This window comes from Pseudomonas brassicacearum (assembly GCF_000585995.1).
In the GTDB taxonomy this organism is placed as follows: domain Bacteria; phylum Pseudomonadota; class Gammaproteobacteria; order Pseudomonadales; family Pseudomonadaceae; genus Aquipseudomonas; species Aquipseudomonas brassicacearum_A.
This window is the reverse complement of record NZ_CP007410.1, coordinates 4,157,710-4,173,039: the sequence shown is the minus strand read 5'-3', so window position 1 is coordinate 4,173,039 and position 15,330 is coordinate 4,157,710. Positions and strand designations below refer to the sequence as shown.

Below are 15,330 nucleotides of genomic sequence, written 5' to 3'. Positions count from 1 at the left end.
CCATCCGTCACAGCTCCAACGCGACCTTCTCAATCATCGCCCTGAACCATTCTTGAGCCGGACTCCCATTGCCACGACGATGCCAGATCAGATGAAAAACAATCTCCGGTAGCACCACTGGTGGGGGGAACAGGGCGAGTTTTCGTCCGCTGGGTGAGCTGAGGGCTATTCGTTTCAAGACCGTGGCGGTCATATGAGAAGCGGCGATGATCGCTGGCACCGCGAACATCTGCGGCAGCGTCAGCGCCAGTTTGCGTTGTTTACCCAGTTGCGCCAACGCCTGATCCACCAGGCCGTGTCGCTCGCCTTCCGGCGAGGCCAGCACATGGGGCAACGCAAGGTACGTATCCATGTCCATCCCGCCTCGGGCCGCTGGGTGGTCGTGGGCGATGAGCGTGACGAAAGCATCGCGCAGGATCGGGCGCGTCAGAATGCGGCCATCCTGATGGCTCGGTAATACGCCAATGGCGGCGTCGATAACCCCAGCATCGAGCAAGTCTACCGCCTGGTCGCGGTCGTTGAAGGCGTGGACGTTGATCGACAGGTTCGGTGCGTGTTCTGCCAGCGCCTGCAACAACTTTGGCAGCAGCACGAACGCGGGGTAATCCGACAGGCCAAGGTTCATCGTGAGCAGGGCATCGGCGGGCGCAAAAAGGGGTTTTGTCACCAGTGCGTCTTCGATTTGTCTTAATGCCAGTGCGATGGGTTGGGCCAGCTCGCGCGCGCGAGGTGTTGGCAGGAGGCCGTCAGCACTGCGTAAAAACAGCGGGTCGCCTAACAATTTGCGCAAACGGGAAAGCGCTGCACTCATGGCGGGTTGGCTGACGCCGACTTGAGTCGCCGCTCGAGTCACATTGCGCTCGGTCATCAAGGCGTTAAACGCGGCCAGCAAATTCAAATCGATGCCATGAAAATCCATAATTCAAATAAACGCCTATACAGATCATTTGTTTTACAGATGTTAGCCCATAACAGACACTTTCGTCATACCCCACGACGAGAGCAACGCAATGACTTCCAGCGAACTTACCGCGCGCCTCAACACCGAACGCCAGGCAGTTGAAACGCTGTATCGCGCCTTCAGCGAAAAGAATCCGGACCTCGTCGACAGCGTTCTGTCCGCCGACTGGGACGACATCCCTTTGGCGCCTGGGCAAGGTCCAGGTCCGGAGGGTATCAAGCTGATTATCCGCAGCTTCGGCGAGGCATTTCCGGATGTGCACATCGTTATCCACGACATGATCCAAGTCCCCGGTCAGATCGCTGTTCGCGCTGAAATAACGGGCACCCACTTGGGCGAGTTGTTTGGCATTGCTGCCACCGGCAAAAAAGTGAGCTTGCGTCTGCATGAGTTCCATGCGCTGGACGGCGAGCGTGTCGTAACGACTTGGCACATGGAGGACTGGTTTGGCCTGTTCCTGCAACTCGGCCAATTCCCCGCCCAAGCTTGAACCACCGCGAGAGGCTCACCATGAAAGCAGCATCCATCTCTTTATTTGGCGGCCCTGAGGTCGTCACTTTCCACAACGTCGGCCCACGGCCGCCAGGCGCAGACGAGGCCGTCGTGCATGTCGAGGCCGCGAGCGTCAATCCGCTCGATTTGAAGATAATCGCCGGGTATATGCAGCCGGTGTTTCCAGTCAAGCTGCCGTACATTCCCGGCACCGATTTCAGCGGCGTCGTCAGCAGTGTCGGTGAGCAAGTCACGCACCTGCAACCAGGTGATCGCGTGTTCGGCCGCAGCTCACCCAGTGCTGGTGGTGCGTTTGCCCAGCAGTTGACAGTCGCTGCCGCCGACCTTTGCGTGATCCCTCCCACCATGAGCTTCGAGCAGGCCGCGGCGCTGCCTACGGCGTTCGGGACTGCGCGACAGGCATTATTCGAGGTCGGGCAGTTGAAAGGCGGCGAGCGGGTGTTGATCCATGCGGGAGCGGGTGGCGTAGGCAGCATGGCGGTCCAGTTGGCTCATATGGCTGGCGCCCACGTCATCGCCACGGCCTCCGCGCGCAATATTGAACGGGTGAAGAGCCTGGGGGCGGACGAAGTGATCGATTACCGCAGCCAGGATTTCACCACGCTGAGTGACATCGACCTGGTGCTCGACAGCTTGGGCGGCTCCACCCTGGAGAACTCCTGGTCGGTGCTGGGTATGAGCGGACGTATTGCGACCTTGGTGGAATTCGACATCGAATCCCGTGAAGGACATGCCGGCCAGGCGGTGTTCTTCGCCAGTGCCACGCCTTTTCTCCAGGAAGCCATTCGGCAATTCAGTGCGGGGCAGTTGCAGGTCATCACCGACTCGATCTTTACACTGGACGAGACCCGCGCCGCGCTGGAAAAAGTGGCCACCGGGCATGCGTGTGGAAAGGTCATCATCCGTACCGGCCATTGATTCGGGAGCCACAACATGACGCTCAATGCACAACAGGTGGTTCTGATCACGGGGGCTGGTTCGGGCATTGGCAAGGCGATTGCTTTGGCGCTGGCCCGGGACGGGCACCATGTCTATGCCAGCCAGCGTGATATCAAGAAGACAAATCGGGAGCGCAGTCAGGCATTGGAGCAGATGGCCCGGCAGGAAAGCCTCGCTTTAGAAATGCTGGAGCTCGATGTGCTGTGCGAAACCGCCTGTCGTGCGGCAGTCGATCTGATCCTTGCACGACACGGCCGCCTGGACGTCGTGATCAATAACGCCGGAATGTTGATGACCGGATTGACCGAGGGGTTTTCAGTGGAGCAGGTCGCGCGAATTATCGACACCAATGCGTTGTCGTGGTTGCGGGTCAATCGCGCGGCGCTGCCGGCCATGCGGCGTCAGGGGCAGGGGTTGTTGATGTACGTTGGCAGTACGACCTCTCGGCTGCACGAACCCTTTCTGGGCCCCTACATTGCGAGCAAGGTGGCCGGTGATGCGCTGGCCGAAGTCATGGCCATGGAGGTAAGGCCGTCAGGCATCGAAAGCGTCATCCTGATGCCGGGCGCGTTCACCTCGGGGACCGAACATTTTGCCGATGCGCAGGTTCCGGCTTACCAGGCCATTGAGCATCAATACGGTGAGCTGGCCACGCGTATGGCCAGTCTGGGCGAGAAGCTCGATGCCATTGATCGGGCCAATGGCGGTGCGCTGGATGTTTCAGCGGTGGGTGAGGCTGCCGCCGCAGTGCTTGCAATGCCTCGCGGCCAACGACCTTTACGCGTGACTGTTGATGGTCAGCATAAGGGCACCGAAACAGTCGATGCGGTGTACTACCAGAAGCAAGCGGAGTTTCTGCGCCAGATGGGCCTGGACGACATGATCTTGCCGGCCCCGCTCGCTGGCACTGGGGACGATGCCGGGCAACGCCCCCGGAAATGAGCCTCATCGCCTAAACGCGGAACCTCTCGGTGACGCGGGTGACGCGGGTGACGGCCATGCAAATCATCAAAATGGTCGCTCACTTGAGGGCCGCGAAGGGCAAACGCTCCGCCAGCGCCTGCGCAAGGTAGCGGGCGAAGACCGAGATGCGCCGGGGGATATGCCGTCGGTGCTGATACACCGCAAAAATGTCAGCCCTCGGTGCCTGGTGATCGGTCAGTACCGCCTGCAGGCGGCCACTTTCAAGATATTGCTGAACATTCCAGCGTGACCGCAGAATCAATCCGTGCCCGTCCAGCGCCAGACTCAACGCGACCTCGCCATCATTACTTGACAGCGTTCCGCTGACCTTGTGTGAATAATCCTGGCCATCCTTGCGGAAGCGCCAGATCGCATAGTCGCTGCCGAACTGCCGCAGAACAATGCAGTTATGCTGCGCCAGATCCGCCACACGGGTCAGTTCAGGCATGGCTTCAAGGTATCCCGCAGAGGCGCAGAGAATACGTGGATTCTCCAGCAGACGAATGGCGATCAACCGTGAGTCCGGCGGCTCGCCCATGCACACGCCGATATCGAATTGATCGTCCAGCATGCTCAGTGGCTGGCTGGTCAGCTCGAGAGAAATCTCAAGTTCCGGGTGCAGCCGGGCAAAGCTCGATACCACGGGTGCGAGGTGCTGCCGCCCGAAACCCAGCGTGCCATTGATCCGCAACCGGCCTTGCAAGGTTGGCTGACGGCTGCTGAGCGCGCTCTCCAGTTCCTCGAGCTGGCGCAGAATCGGGCGACTTCCCTCCAGGTACAGCACCCCTTCGGGAGACAGCGACAATCGGCGAGTGGTGCGCTGTACCAGCTGCACCCCGAGCCTGGCCTCCAGTTGGCTGAGCCGTTTGCTCACGGCAGGCAGCGACAGCCCCAGATGGCGTGCCACTTCCGTAAGGCTGGCGCGCGTAGCCACCTGCTGAAAGAAACTCAGGTCATCGATCGTGCTCATGGATTCTTTCCTTAAAACTAAGAATGGCTTTCCGGAAGGACTAATTATTAATTCATAGACACTGCATACACTGAGATCCCTGCCCCAATCAACCCAGGAGTCGAATCCATGAGCAGAACCCAGTACAAAATTGCAGTGATCCCCGGCGACGGTATTGGCAAGGAGGTGATGCCCGAAGGCGTGCGTGTGCTCGACGCTGTGGCTGCCCGGTTCAATCTGGAACTGCAATGGGATTGGTTCGACTTCGCCAGCGCCGATTACTATCTGGCTCACGGCAAGATGATGCCGGACGATTGGTTCGACACCCTCAAGGGCTACGATGCGATCTACTTCGGTGCCGTGGGCTGGCCGGACGTGGTGCCTGACCACATTTCCTTGTGGGATTCGCTGCTGCAGTTCCGTCGTGAATTCGACCAGTACGTCAACCTGCGCCCTTGTCGTCTCATGCCCGGCGTGAAGGCCCCACTGGCGAACCGCAAGCCCGGCGACATCGATTTCTGGGTGGTGCGCGAGAACACCGAAGGCGAGTACTCCAGTGTCGGCGGCAAAATGTTCCCCGGAACCGATCGCGAAATCGTGCTGCAGGAAACCGTGATGACTCGCGTCGGCGTCGACCGTATCCTCAAGTTCGCCTACGATCTGGCGCAAAGTCGTCCGAAGAAGCACCTGACCTCGGCCACCAAATCCAATGGCATCGCGATCACCATGCCCTACTGGGATGAGCGCGTTGCGGAAATGGGCAACAAGTATCCCGACGTCAACGTCGACAAGTACCACATCGATATTCTCACTGCGAACTTCGTCCTGCACCCGGACTGGTTCGACGTGGTGGTGGCAAGCAACCTGTTCGGCGACATCCTCTCCGACCTGGGCCCTGCATGCACCGGCACGATCGGCATCGCCCCCTCGGCCAACATCAACCCGGAGCGCAACTTCCCGAGTCTGTTCGAGCCGGTGCATGGTTCGGCGCCCGACATCGCCGGAAAAGGCATCGCTAACCCGATCGGACAGATCTGGTGCGGTGCGATGATGCTCGAGCACCTGGGCCATCCCGAAGCAGGCGCCGCAGTGCTGACCGCGATCGAAAGCGTGCTTGCGATGGGCCCGGAGAATGCGCCCTTGACCGCCGACATCGGTGGCACCGGCAACACTGAATCGCTGGGCAAGGCCATCGCTGCTGCGGTCTGAAGCCTGGAATAGCGTGCAATCTCCCATTCCCTTCAGGTGAATCGGGAGATTGTTACGTCATCAGATTTTCATCTCCTCACTACAGCCGTCGCCTGTGCATTCACTCAGGCGCGGTCTCGCCTCTGATGTCCATCGCCTGTTCGTGCAGAGCGTTGATGAGGGTGCTTGCAACGGGGGTTCTCAGCCCGTTACGTAGCAAAATGATGCCCACCGCCGGTAACTCGATCGGCACTTCCAGCGGCAAGGTATGACCCAGGCCTATGGATTCGAGGTAATGCGCGACTTTACTGGCGACGAAACAGACGCAGCTTCTTTTCCTCATAAACGTCATCGTCACCAAAAAGGACGAGGTTTCGATAATGTCGGCGGGTGGTTGCAGTTTGTGCTTATAGAACATCTGATTCAGCTTGACCCGCGAGGATGCCCACGTCGGGGGAACGACCCAGGGAAGCGTCGCCAGATGATGCCAAGTGGGTCGGGCCACTGTGGCCAGTGGATGATCGGCGGCGACGACGACTCGCATTGAGTCGGTGTACAACGCCTCCGTTTCAAGGTCCGGAGAGCTGTAGCCTGGCTCCAGCCTACCCACGATGAAATCGAGCTCGCCTGTACGCAGCCTCGGCAACAGGCGCGTGAGATCACCTTCCTCGATCGACACCGTCGTGTGTGGCGAGTTGAGCTTGAGGCGGGCGACGGCTCCTACCAGCAATCCAGGTGTGGCGACGACCATTGCACCGACACGGATACGGCCGGCTCCGCCGCTGGCGACTGACGCGATGTCGTCACAGGTACGGTCGAAATCGACCAGCACCGAGCGCGCAAATCGGACAACTTGCTCGCCATGGGCAGTAGGCCGGGTACCTCGCGTTGATCGGATGAATAACTCAAGCCCGAACATCTTTTCGATTTCCGCCAGCGATTTGCTGACTGCCGGCTGGGTAAGCGATAGAAATTCCGCTGACCGCCCTAGATGACGGAATTCATCCAGCGCGACGATCAGCTGCAGGTGTTTGAGTTTGAGGTTGGAACGCAAAACTCTATCGATGTCGCTCACCAGCTTTGTCCCCGGCAGAAGAACCTTAGATGTCAAAAAGGTTATGAAGTATGTCCGCTTATTCATTGTTCAGCAATGTAGGCGTAGGTCAGTATCGAAGAACAAAAACAATGATCGGAGACAAGCAATGCGCACTCCAATGACCGCAAAACCGTTAAATGACGCTGTGGTGAATCAAGGCAAGAAATCCAACGCTCGTTGGGTTGTGGCAGGTCTGATGTGGTTCGCCATCGCTATCAACTATATCGATCGCACCGTTCTCTCAGTCGCAGCCCCCGAGCTCATCAAAGAATTCAGCCTGACCCCCGAGATGATGGGTATCGTCTTGTCCGCGTTTTTCTGGTCCTACGCGCTGCTACAAATCCCTGCGGGCTGGGTAGCAGACAAATTCGGGCAAAAAATGGGGCTTGGGATAGCCGTAGGCTCATGGTCGCTTGCGACGGCGGCGACAGGACTTGCGACAGGCTTTGCCTCCCTGGTTGGCCTGCGAGTGGCACTCGGCGTCGGTGAAGCCGGCGCTTATCCGGCCAACGCAGGCATCGCGTCGAAATGGTTCCCGGACAAGGAACGGGCAACTATTTCCGGGCTTTTTGACAGTGCCTCGAAATTCGGCGGTGCCGTGGCGATGCCGCTTATCGTGACATTGATGATGACGTTCGACTGGCGCATGACGTTCGTGATCGTGGGCTTGGCCGGCCTGGTCTGGAGCCTGGTCTGGTGGTGGTATTTCTCAGACACGCCGGAGACACATAGAAGCGCCAACGCCGCCGAGGTGGAATACATCCGGGGTGGTCAGACCCAGCAGCACGGTGTCGATGCCGCGATTCCAATGAAATGGTACGAACTGCTCAAGCACCGCAATATCTGGGCGATGTGCCTGGGCTTCTTCACCATCAACTACATCTCGTACTTCTTCATCACCTGGCTGCCCACCTACCTTGTAAAGGAACAGGGGATGGGCTTGCTCAAGATGGGCATGGTCGCTTCGCTTCCGCTGATTTGTGGCCTCTTCGCCGAGATCGCTGCCGGATGGCTTTCCGACAGGGTGGTCCACAGTGGACGCCTGTCGCTGACCGCGACACGCAAACTGTTTCTGATCGTGGGTCTTTCAATGGCGCTGTGTATCGGTCTGGCTCCGTTGACCACATCGGTCGGGCTTACTGTCCTCCTGCTGTGCATCGCAAAGGCCGGAACCACCGTCGCGGCCTCGCAAGTCTGGGCTCTGCCGGGCGACGTCGCGCCGAAGAACATGACGTCCACCGTAGCCGGATTGCAGAACATGGTGGCGAACTTCGGTGGCGTACTGGGGCCGGTGATTACCGGATTCATCGTTGCCTCGACCGGGTCGTTCAAAATGGCTCTGGTCTTCTCGGCGGTGCTCGGAATGCTGGGCATCTTGAACTACGCCCTGCTGCTGAAGAAGGTCGAGCCCATCGTTGCGTCCATGCCGACCGAGCCTCAGCAAGCCCCAGTCTCCTCGCAGGTTTTGAATGAACCCTATAGCCGTTAAAGCCCAAAGCGCCGAGGCGAGGATGACACCTGCATTTCAACTTCTTCGACGCCGTAATCTGGATGCCAGGATTGTTTTATGACGACTACCACACCCCATGCCACTCACAGACTGATACGCCTGCATGCCAATGACAACGTGCTCATCGCTCGTCAATTGATCGGCCTCGGGGACGAGCTGCCGGAACTGGGCGTACGCATTCGGGCGCAAGTACCGGGCGGGCACAAGATCGCAGCGCAGGACATCATGTCCGGTGAACCCGTGCGTAAGTACGACACGATCATCGGTGTCGCTTCGCGCAATATCCTCAAGGGCGAGCACGTTCACTCCCACAACATCGCGCTCATCGATTTCGATCGAGACCCAGGCTTCTGTGAGGATGTGCGCCCGGTGGACTACATAGCACCCGATAAACGCGCGACTTTCATGGGTATCGTGCGAGCAGACGGCCGTGTTGCCACGCGCAACTTCATCGGGCTCCTGTCGTCGGTGAACTGCTCGTCGAGCGTGATCAAGAAGATCGCCGAACACTTCACGCCCGAGCGGCTCGCCGCCTACCCGAATGTCGATGGCGTCGTCGCATTCGCTCAGACAAGCGGGTGCGGCATGTCGTCCCCCAGCCATCATTTCGACGTGCTGCAGCGCACCATTGCCGGGTACGCGCGCCATCCCAATTTGGCGGCTGTACTGATCGTCGGACTGGGGTGCGAGCGAAACCAGGTAGCCAGTCTCGTCGATTCTCAGCACCTGGTGCCTGATCGCAATCTGCGTACATTCGTGATGCAGGATACCGGCGGCACGCGTGCAACCATCGCTCAAGGCATTGCGGCGATCGAAGCGATGCTGCCCGAAGCCAACGCTGTCAAACGTGTCCCGGTCAGTGCGGCGCACCTGAAGATCGGACTGGAGTGCGGCGGTTCCGATGGCTTTTCAGGCATCACCGCCAACCCGGCATTGGGGGCTGCGATGGATATTCTCGTGCGTCATGGCGGCACGGCTATTTTGTCTGAGACACCCGAGATCCACGGTGTGGAGTTCATGCTGACGCGCCGTGCGATCAGCGCCGAGGTGGGCCAGAAGCTACTGGACCGCCTGGCCTGGTGGGAAGAATACACGCGAGGTCAGAATGGGCAGTTCAATGGCGTCGTAGGCCCCGGTAATCAGGCCGGCGGTCTAGCCAATATCTTCGAAAAATCGCTGGGGTCCGCCATGAAGGGCGGCACGACACCGCTGCAGGCGGTGTACGAGTACGCCGAGCCGATTGACAAGGCAGGGTTTGTATTCATGGATTCACCGGGCTACGACCCTGTCGCGGCAACCGGTCAAATCGCCAGCGGTGCAAACCTCATTTGTTTCACCACGGGAAGGGGGTCGATGTTCGGGAGCAAGCCGGCACCAACGATCAAACTCGCCAGCAATACCCCGATGTTCACCCGTCTGGAAGAAGACATGGACATTAATTGCGGCCTCATTCTTGACGGTGAGTTGTCGGTTGAGCAGATGGGTGAGCGCATCTTTGAGCACATTCTGAAGGCCGCTTCAGGCGCCTCGACCAAGAGCGAATTGTTGGGGCTTGGGGATCACGAGTTCGTGCCCTGGCACCTGGGCATCGTCAGCTGATCCAACCTGTTTGCACACATTTAAGGAACCTCGACATGAACTTGAAACTGACCCGCACTGACCTGATTCGAACGCAGAATTTCATTGGCGGCCATTGGTGCACCAGAGATCCGGAGGCGCTGCTGGTCGTCACCAACCCGGCCGACGACAGCTATATCGCCCAAGTGCCCGACAGCAACGCCATTGACGCCCGTGAAGCCGTCGATGCCGCTCATTCGGCTTTTGCCGCTTGGCGAAGCACCCCTGCCAAGCAGCGCGCGCAATTGATCAAGCGCTGGAACGATCTGATTCTGGAGCACCAGGAAGACCTGGGCAGACTCATATCGCTGGAGCAGGGAAAGCCGCTGGCAGAAGGGCGGGGCGAAGCGGTCTACGCCGCCAGCTATGTTGAGTGGTTTGCCGAGGAAGCGACGCGCTCGTATGGCGATGTGATCCCGGCGCCGGTTTCGGGTCGCCGCATGACTGCAATCAAGGAGCCCGTTGGCGTGGTCGCAGCGATCACCCCCTGGAATTTTCCGGCGGCGATGATTGCCCGCAAGATCGCGCCGGCACTGGCGGCCGGTTGTACCGTCGTCTGCAAGCCTGCCGAAGACACGCCACTGACGTCTCTTGCGCTCGTGCGTCTGGCTGAGGAAGCAGGCTTTCCGGCAGGAACACTGAACATCGTCACCGCTTCGCGGGAGCGTACACCTGAAGTGGTAAACGCTTGGCTGGCTGATTCACGGGTGCGCAAAATCACCTTTACAGGGTCGACGCCAGTGGGCAAACACTTGGCGCGGATGTCAGCCGACACCTTGAAAAAATGCTCGCTCGAACTGGGCGGTAATGCCCCCTTCATTGTTTTTGACGATGCGGACCTCGACGCTGCCGTGGACGGCCTCATGGTCTCCAAATTTCGTAATGGCGGTCAGACCTGCGTGTGCCCCAATCGGATCTATGTGCAGAGCGCGGTTCACGATCAATTCGTTCAAAAGCTGGTGGCAAGGGTCAGCGCGCTGAAGGTTGGGCCAGCCTCCCACAGCGATTCTCAGATTGGTCCGATGATCAACGCGCGCGCCATCGACAAGATCGCCCGCCACGTGGATGACGCTGTTTCAAAAGGCGCAGAAATTGCCACCGGCGGTCGACGTATCCGCGACGCTGTCGCAGACGGTCCGAACTACTACGCGCCGACAGTGTTGATCAATGCGACCTCGCAGATGGAGCTCTGCAATGAAGAAACATTCGGCCCCGTGGCACCCATTTTCCGCTTCACGACTGAAGCGCAAGTGATCGAACTGGCCAACGACACGCCATTCGGGTTGGCGGCGTACTTTTACACCCAGGACGTCAAACGCGTCTGGCGCGTAGCTGAGGCGCTGGAGTCGGGCATCGTGGGCATCAACGAAGGTGCTCTCGCCGCAGAGGCCGCTCCATTTGGGGGTGTCAAAGAGTCGGGATATGGCCGTGAGGGTTCACGCTACGGCCTCGAGGACTACATGCACATCAAATACCTGTGTCAGGGCGGCCTGAACTAGTTCCGACAAATACGACAAAGGAGTACAGGCAATCATGGGAAATCCGTTCAAGACCGCGCTGTCGCGAGGCGATAAGGTCATCGGCCTCTGGCTTTCACTTGCCAATGCCTACAGCGCCGAAATTTGCGCCACAGCGGGCTTCCAGTGGGTGCTGATCGACGGTGAGCACGCGCCAAACGATGTGCGTAGCACACTTGCACAGTTGCAGGCCGTTGCGCCTTACCCGACCCATCCCGTGGCCCGCACGGTCGATGGCAATCCGGCGATGATCAAACAGATGCTCGACATTGGCGTTCAAACGTTGCTAGTGCCCATGGTCGATACCGCCGAGCAAGCCATCGCTCTAGCGGCCGCGACCCAATACCCACCGCAAGGGACAAGAGGCGTTGGTGCCGCGGCAGCGCGTGCTTCGCGTTGGGGAGGCCACACGGACTACCTGGAGACAGCCAATGACGATGTATGCTTGTTGGTGCAGGCTGAATCCAGGGTTGCACTCGAGAACCTTGAAGCCATCTGCGCCGTCGACGGCGTACATGGCATTTTCATCGGGCCGGCTGATCTAGCTGCCTCAATGGGGCATCGTGGGCATCCTGAGCACCCTGAAGTACAGCAAGCGATAGAGAAAGCCATACGCACCATTGTTGCCAGTGGCAAAGCTGCTGGCACGCTGACAGGCGATGCCAAACTCGCTCGGCACTATCTCGAACTGGGCGCCAGCTTCGTCGCAGTGGGGCTGGATCTAACCCTGCTGGCACGGGCGACCCGCGGATTGGCAAACGACTTCGGTCTCGGCGCCTTATCGGCATCCCCCGCCAGCGGTGCTTCACCCTACTGACTACGATTACGATAGTGGCCTGAAAGCCTGATTACCCTGGCCAATACCCAGGATCGCAACAGCACAGAGGGCAGGACGCTGAATCCGGTATGAGGGTGCATGTCGGACATCGAGGTGGCGGCGCTTTGATTGAACTTGCGGCGGGGATTGGCAATGGCCACATGCAGTGTGCGTCGCATGCTACTGGTCCTGTTGTAGCTTGGAAGCGGACCTTCCTATGATGATCTTGGAGCGCTTGGGATTACCCACTCAATTCAGTAACAACATGGAGCAAGCCACGCTTTATGGATATCGAATTTCGCGGTAATGGCATGCGTGAAAACCCGTCTGTAGGTACATGCGATGAGTACGGTGTGAGCGGGATTACCAGCTTTGACGATCTGACCGAGGCTCGCCGTAAGATTGCTGAGTCGCACCCAGGCCTTAAACCTCTGTTCTCGCTCGATGATCTGCACCAAGCTCGGTACACGTCGGGCCATGCTCGCAGTAATTTAGGGATGGATGACGCCACCGAGGAGGACATCGCGGGGCTGCCTCAAGAATGTTTTGAGAACGGTGAATATATAGGATATCCGACCACGAAAGCGGAGTTCGCAATCTGCCTTCGCAATTTCACGAACCTGGTAGCAGCTACGTCTTTCGAAGAGGCTTGTGCTCATGGTTTGACGCTTGATGAGCAGGCCCTGCAGGAGTGGATTGATTATCAGGAAAAACCTGTATCGATAATCGACCAGCCCATGTCAGCGCTTTTGGTACCCGTTCAGGAGTCTTACCAGGCACTCGCTGCTTTTCCCAACGGCTATTTCACTTGCGATTTAGATCCTGCGAAAAATTTTGCGGTTGCGCGTCATTTTTCAGAAGCGCATGGCTATGAGCTAATGGGCGTAGGCGCCTCTTACATCGGCTTCATTCGTGCTGAGCCGCCTGACCTATCTCTGGCCAATCTCGTTGCGAAAGACTTTTGCGCGCTCTACAACACTAGCGTTGAAAAACTACAAGCACGCATTTTTGCAGTCGCTCAGGCGGTCTCGGGTCGGACTCATCTTTGGCTGCGTTATGTGGAGTGACAATCCTAGAACCATAGGGTGACCCGATGCAGCCGTCGCTACAACAAGCGCATGCTCGCCGAGGCTACCCCGGAAGTGGCGGAAAAGTGCCAAACGCTCATATCGTTACGCAAAGCGAGCGCACGCGGTGAATCATGACGAGAGAAGATAAGAGGCCTGCGCATTCAGCCAAACCCGACGCGACTTTGGAGTCTGACTCTAGAGCCGCATGCATCCGTTTTTGCGAAAGCCAGCCGCTCGCGGCCGTGCTTCGCAGCATCAAGCAGGGGGGATCTGAATGGGCGTACCGATATGTCACGCTGTGCTTCGCCGGTTCCGCCAATGGCTGGGTGTCGCTATACCCGGTTCAGGGGGCGGAGGCGCCGTACTTTGACTTTATGTACGGTGCTAATGAGGATCCGCAGCAAGTGCTGGCGGCGCTGCTTGAAAGATATCCTCAGTGCAGCGTTATCGATTGGTCGAGAGGTCGGTTGGCTTGTCTGGAGGCCACTGGTGTGGACGTTGAGTCGCTCGCCGACATCATTCAAGAAGTGGCGCGCTTGGTGTGGAGCGAGCGGAGCCAGCTCGTTGATGCCTGGTACGAGGAAATGGGCAGGGCTTGATAAGCCCGCTATCGGCCAGAAGCGGACACCGCAACAAGCCTGGATAATGCGTTGGTCGCGCTTTCGGCAAATGCCCGTTTACCTGAATCATTTTGCTCAGGCGGCTGGATACCTTAATTCAGTCATCGATCCCCCGCGTTCAAAGCTGCCGCGAACGCCTCGGGCGTGGGGCTTTCTGGCCAGGTTGCGATGTTGACGGGCAGGTTCAGCCAAGGCTGTTTGTGCTTGACCCAGATGTGCGCAACGGGGCTCAAGGATGCGCTGTCGTCGAGCGTGCCTGCGCGCAGAATCCAGAAACCAGGCGCGACCGAAGTGGTGTTATAGATGCGCGTATGGCAAGTCGCGCAGAGACAGTGACGCGCGACTTGCCTTTGGTCTTCATAGGTATATTCGAGGGTCGGGCCTTCCAGGATAAACGCGTTATCGGGGAGCATGGCATGCAGCGCGAAGCTGCTGCCGCTCCAGGTCTGGCAAGACTGGCAATGACAAGCATAGATGGCGACCTGCAGGTCGCTGATTGAACGATACGATACGGCGCCGCAACGGCAACCACCGGCAAGTTTCATAAGCAAAGTCTCGTATTTGAACAACTGGGCGCTTGAAGCAGCGCATCACTTCGGTAAAGCATGCACAAGATTTGGCTTGAGTAAAATTGATCAAACCTTTCTACCGGCACATAGGAAATGTATGCACCTCCCGCAACTTCAATGGGAAACCCAGCGTGTTTTCCTGGCCGTTCTTCGAACGGGAAGCTTGTCCGCAGCCGCACGAGCGCTGGGTATCGCTCAGGCCACCGCCAGACGACGTATCGACGCGCTGGAACGTAGCGTGGGAACGAGCCTGTTCGTCCGTTCGCCAGCGGGATTGATGCCCACGGACAACGCCCGAGAGTTGACTGGTCATGTTCAATCGATGGCATTGGCCGCCGAAGCGTTTGCCCGCGCGGCGTCCGCGCAGGCCAATGTGTCTGGCGGAATTGTACGGGTCACCAGCAATCAGTTGCTGGCCGTGGAGGTACTGCCTTCGATGCTGCGCGAGATCCGCGCTGCTCAGCCCCAATTGGCGCTCGAACTGAGCGTATCGAATCGCCTGGAAGATCTGGCATTGCAGGAAGCGGATGTGGCCGTACGCATTCGTCGCCCCGTGGAGGCCTCCATCATCACTCGCCATGTGGGTGACCTGCGCGTGGGCCTGTATGCGACGGCGGGGTTGCTCGAGCACCGAGGTCGGCCTCGATGCGCAGATGAACTGAGCGAATACCCTATCATCGGTCCGGACCGCAATTTGACTGAGCAGGCGTTCTTGGCACAGCAGGGTTTTCTTTGTAGCGGGGAACAGGTGGTCTTTCGCAGCGACGATCACCTGGCCCAGTTCGCAGCACTGCGGGCCGGACTGGGGATCGGCGTGTGCTCAAGCCAACTGGCGCGCCGTCATGATCTGGTGCGCGTGCTGCCCGAGCAAGTGGACTTCCCGGTTGACATCTGGATCGCGATGCACCACGACCTGAAGCGGGTGCGGCGTGTTTCGCTGGTGTTTGACGCGCTCTCGCAATCGTTGTCACGTTTTTTAGCCGGCGCTTAAAATGATGTTG

General features: G+C 58.7%; 15 protein-coding genes. 11 read left to right on the top strand and 4 right to left on the bottom strand.

Translation table 11 applies throughout. The features are described from left to right. Nucleotides 1-7 precede the first annotated feature (7 nt). On the bottom strand, nt 8-919 hold the full coding sequence (locus CD58_RS17520) for a LysR family transcriptional regulator (protein ID WP_025214300.1): 912 nt from the start codon (nt 917-919) through the stop codon (nt 8-10). Nucleotides 920-1,010: 91 nt separating this feature from the next. On the opposite strand from CD58_RS17520, the gene CD58_RS17515 reads away from it, so the two are divergent. From CD58_RS17515 to CD58_RS17505, 3 genes are read left to right on the top strand one after another with little or no spacing between them, the layout of a single operon-like run. Next, nucleotides 1,011-1,451: an ester cyclase gene (locus CD58_RS17515; protein WP_025214299.1), complete on the top strand. Its 441-nt coding sequence runs from the start codon at nt 1,011-1,013 to the stop codon at nt 1,449-1,451. Between the two features lie 20 nt (nt 1,452-1,471). Further along, entirely contained in the window at nt 1,472-2,392 is a 921-nt protein-coding gene (locus tag CD58_RS17510) for an NADP-dependent oxidoreductase (protein ID WP_025214298.1), read from the top strand. 15 nt (nt 2,393-2,407) lie between these two features. After that, complete coding sequence (locus CD58_RS17505) at nt 2,408-3,355, top strand: SDR family NAD(P)-dependent oxidoreductase (RefSeq protein WP_025214297.1); 948 nt, start codon at nt 2,408-2,410, stop codon at nt 3,353-3,355. Nucleotides 3,356-3,434: 79 nt separating this feature from the next. Here CD58_RS17505 and CD58_RS17500 read toward each other — a convergent pair whose 3' ends face one another. After that, nucleotides 3,435-4,346, bottom strand: a complete 912-nt coding sequence (locus tag CD58_RS17500) for a LysR substrate-binding domain-containing protein (RefSeq protein WP_025214296.1) — start codon at nt 4,344-4,346, stop codon at nt 3,435-3,437. A gap of 108 nt (nt 4,347-4,454) precedes the next feature. Here CD58_RS17500 and CD58_RS17495 point away from each other — a divergent pair, with 108 nt between their 5' ends. Continuing rightward, on the top strand, nt 4,455-5,534 hold the full coding sequence (locus tag CD58_RS17495) for a tartrate dehydrogenase (RefSeq protein WP_025214295.1): 1,080 nt from the start codon (nt 4,455-4,457) through the stop codon (nt 5,532-5,534). Nucleotides 5,535-5,634: 100 nt separating this feature from the next. On the opposite strand, the gene CD58_RS17490 is transcribed toward CD58_RS17495, so the two are convergent. Then, the gene (locus CD58_RS17490; RefSeq protein ID WP_025214294.1) at nt 5,635-6,588 is read right to left on the bottom strand and encodes a LysR substrate-binding domain-containing protein; all 954 of its coding nucleotides are present in this window, start codon (nt 6,586-6,588) and stop codon (nt 5,635-5,637) included. Between the two features lie 127 nt (nt 6,589-6,715). On the opposite strand from CD58_RS17490, the gene CD58_RS17485 reads away from it, so the two are divergent. The 6 genes from CD58_RS17485 to CD58_RS17460 all read left to right on the top strand — a co-directional run bounded on the left by CD58_RS17485 (nt 6,716) and on the right by CD58_RS17460 (nt 13,739). Beyond that, nucleotides 6,716-8,098, top strand: coding sequence for an MFS transporter (locus CD58_RS17485; RefSeq protein WP_144238584.1), 1,383 nt, complete (start codon nt 6,716-6,718; stop codon nt 8,096-8,098). A gap of 78 nt (nt 8,099-8,176) precedes the next feature. After that, nucleotides 8,177-9,718: a UxaA family hydrolase gene (locus tag CD58_RS17480; RefSeq protein WP_025214292.1), complete on the top strand. Its 1,542-nt coding sequence runs from the start codon at nt 8,177-8,179 to the stop codon at nt 9,716-9,718. A gap of 35 nt (nt 9,719-9,753) precedes the next feature. Continuing rightward, complete coding sequence (locus tag CD58_RS17475) at nt 9,754-11,235, top strand: NAD-dependent succinate-semialdehyde dehydrogenase (RefSeq protein WP_025214291.1); 1,482 nt, start codon at nt 9,754-9,756, stop codon at nt 11,233-11,235. A gap of 34 nt (nt 11,236-11,269) precedes the next feature. Next, nucleotides 11,270-12,070, top strand: a complete 801-nt coding sequence (gene hpaI / locus CD58_RS17470) for a 4-hydroxy-2-oxoheptanedioate aldolase (RefSeq protein ID WP_025214290.1) — start codon at nt 11,270-11,272, stop codon at nt 12,068-12,070. A gap of 284 nt (nt 12,071-12,354) precedes the next feature. Next, complete coding sequence (locus CD58_RS17465) at nt 12,355-13,137, top strand: DUF4253 domain-containing protein (protein WP_038436679.1); 783 nt, start codon at nt 12,355-12,357, stop codon at nt 13,135-13,137. A 134-nt stretch (nt 13,138-13,271) separates the two neighbouring features. Further along, nucleotides 13,272-13,739: a hypothetical protein gene (locus CD58_RS17460; RefSeq protein WP_025214288.1), complete on the top strand. Its 468-nt coding sequence runs from the start codon at nt 13,272-13,274 to the stop codon at nt 13,737-13,739. Nucleotides 13,740-13,861: 122 nt separating this feature from the next. Here CD58_RS17460 and CD58_RS17455 read toward each other — a convergent pair whose 3' ends face one another. After that, nucleotides 13,862-14,305 carry a GFA family protein gene (locus tag CD58_RS17455; RefSeq protein WP_025214287.1) on the bottom strand — a complete coding sequence of 148 codons (444 nt, stop codon included), beginning with the start codon at nt 14,303-14,305 and terminating at the stop codon, nt 13,862-13,864. A 121-nt stretch (nt 14,306-14,426) separates the two neighbouring features. Here CD58_RS17455 and CD58_RS17450 point away from each other — a divergent pair, with 121 nt between their 5' ends. Continuing rightward, entirely contained in the window at nt 14,427-15,320 is an 894-nt protein-coding gene (locus CD58_RS17450; RefSeq protein ID WP_025214286.1) for a LysR family transcriptional regulator, read from the top strand. Nucleotides 15,321-15,330: the final 10 nt, after the last annotated feature.

Excerpts from the sequence above, each read along its gene's own strand:
- CD58_RS17485 (WP_144238584.1), top strand. The coding sequence starts at position 6,716 with ATGCGCACTCCAATGACCGCAAAACCGTTAAATGACGCTGTGGTGAAT.
- hpaI (WP_025214290.1), top strand. The coding sequence starts at position 11,270 with ATGGGAAATCCGTTCAAGACCGCGCTGTCGCGAGGCGATAAGGTCATC.
- CD58_RS17510 (WP_025214298.1), top strand. The coding sequence starts at position 1,472 with ATGAAAGCAGCATCCATCTCTTTATTTGGCGGCCCTGAGGTCGTCACT.
- CD58_RS17520 (WP_025214300.1), bottom strand. The coding sequence starts at position 919 with ATGGATTTTCATGGCATCGATTTGAATTTGCTGGCCGCGTTTAACGCC.
- CD58_RS17480 (WP_025214292.1), top strand. The coding sequence starts at position 8,177 with ATGACGACTACCACACCCCATGCCACTCACAGACTGATACGCCTGCAT.
- CD58_RS17500 (WP_025214296.1), bottom strand. The coding sequence starts at position 4,346 with ATGAGCACGATCGATGACCTGAGTTTCTTTCAGCAGGTGGCTACGCGC.
- CD58_RS17515 (WP_025214299.1), top strand. The coding sequence starts at position 1,011 with ATGACTTCCAGCGAACTTACCGCGCGCCTCAACACCGAACGCCAGGCA.
- CD58_RS17460 (WP_025214288.1), top strand. The coding sequence starts at position 13,272 with ATGACGAGAGAAGATAAGAGGCCTGCGCATTCAGCCAAACCCGACGCG.
- CD58_RS17505 (WP_025214297.1), top strand. The coding sequence starts at position 2,408 with ATGACGCTCAATGCACAACAGGTGGTTCTGATCACGGGGGCTGGTTCG.
- CD58_RS17450 (WP_025214286.1), top strand. The coding sequence starts at position 14,427 with ATGCACCTCCCGCAACTTCAATGGGAAACCCAGCGTGTTTTCCTGGCC.
- CD58_RS17475 (WP_025214291.1), top strand. The coding sequence starts at position 9,754 with ATGAACTTGAAACTGACCCGCACTGACCTGATTCGAACGCAGAATTTC.
- CD58_RS17455 (WP_025214287.1), bottom strand. The coding sequence starts at position 14,305 with ATGAAACTTGCCGGTGGTTGCCGTTGCGGCGCCGTATCGTATCGTTCA.
- CD58_RS17495 (WP_025214295.1), top strand. The coding sequence starts at position 4,455 with ATGAGCAGAACCCAGTACAAAATTGCAGTGATCCCCGGCGACGGTATT.
- CD58_RS17465 (WP_038436679.1), top strand. The coding sequence starts at position 12,355 with ATGGATATCGAATTTCGCGGTAATGGCATGCGTGAAAACCCGTCTGTA.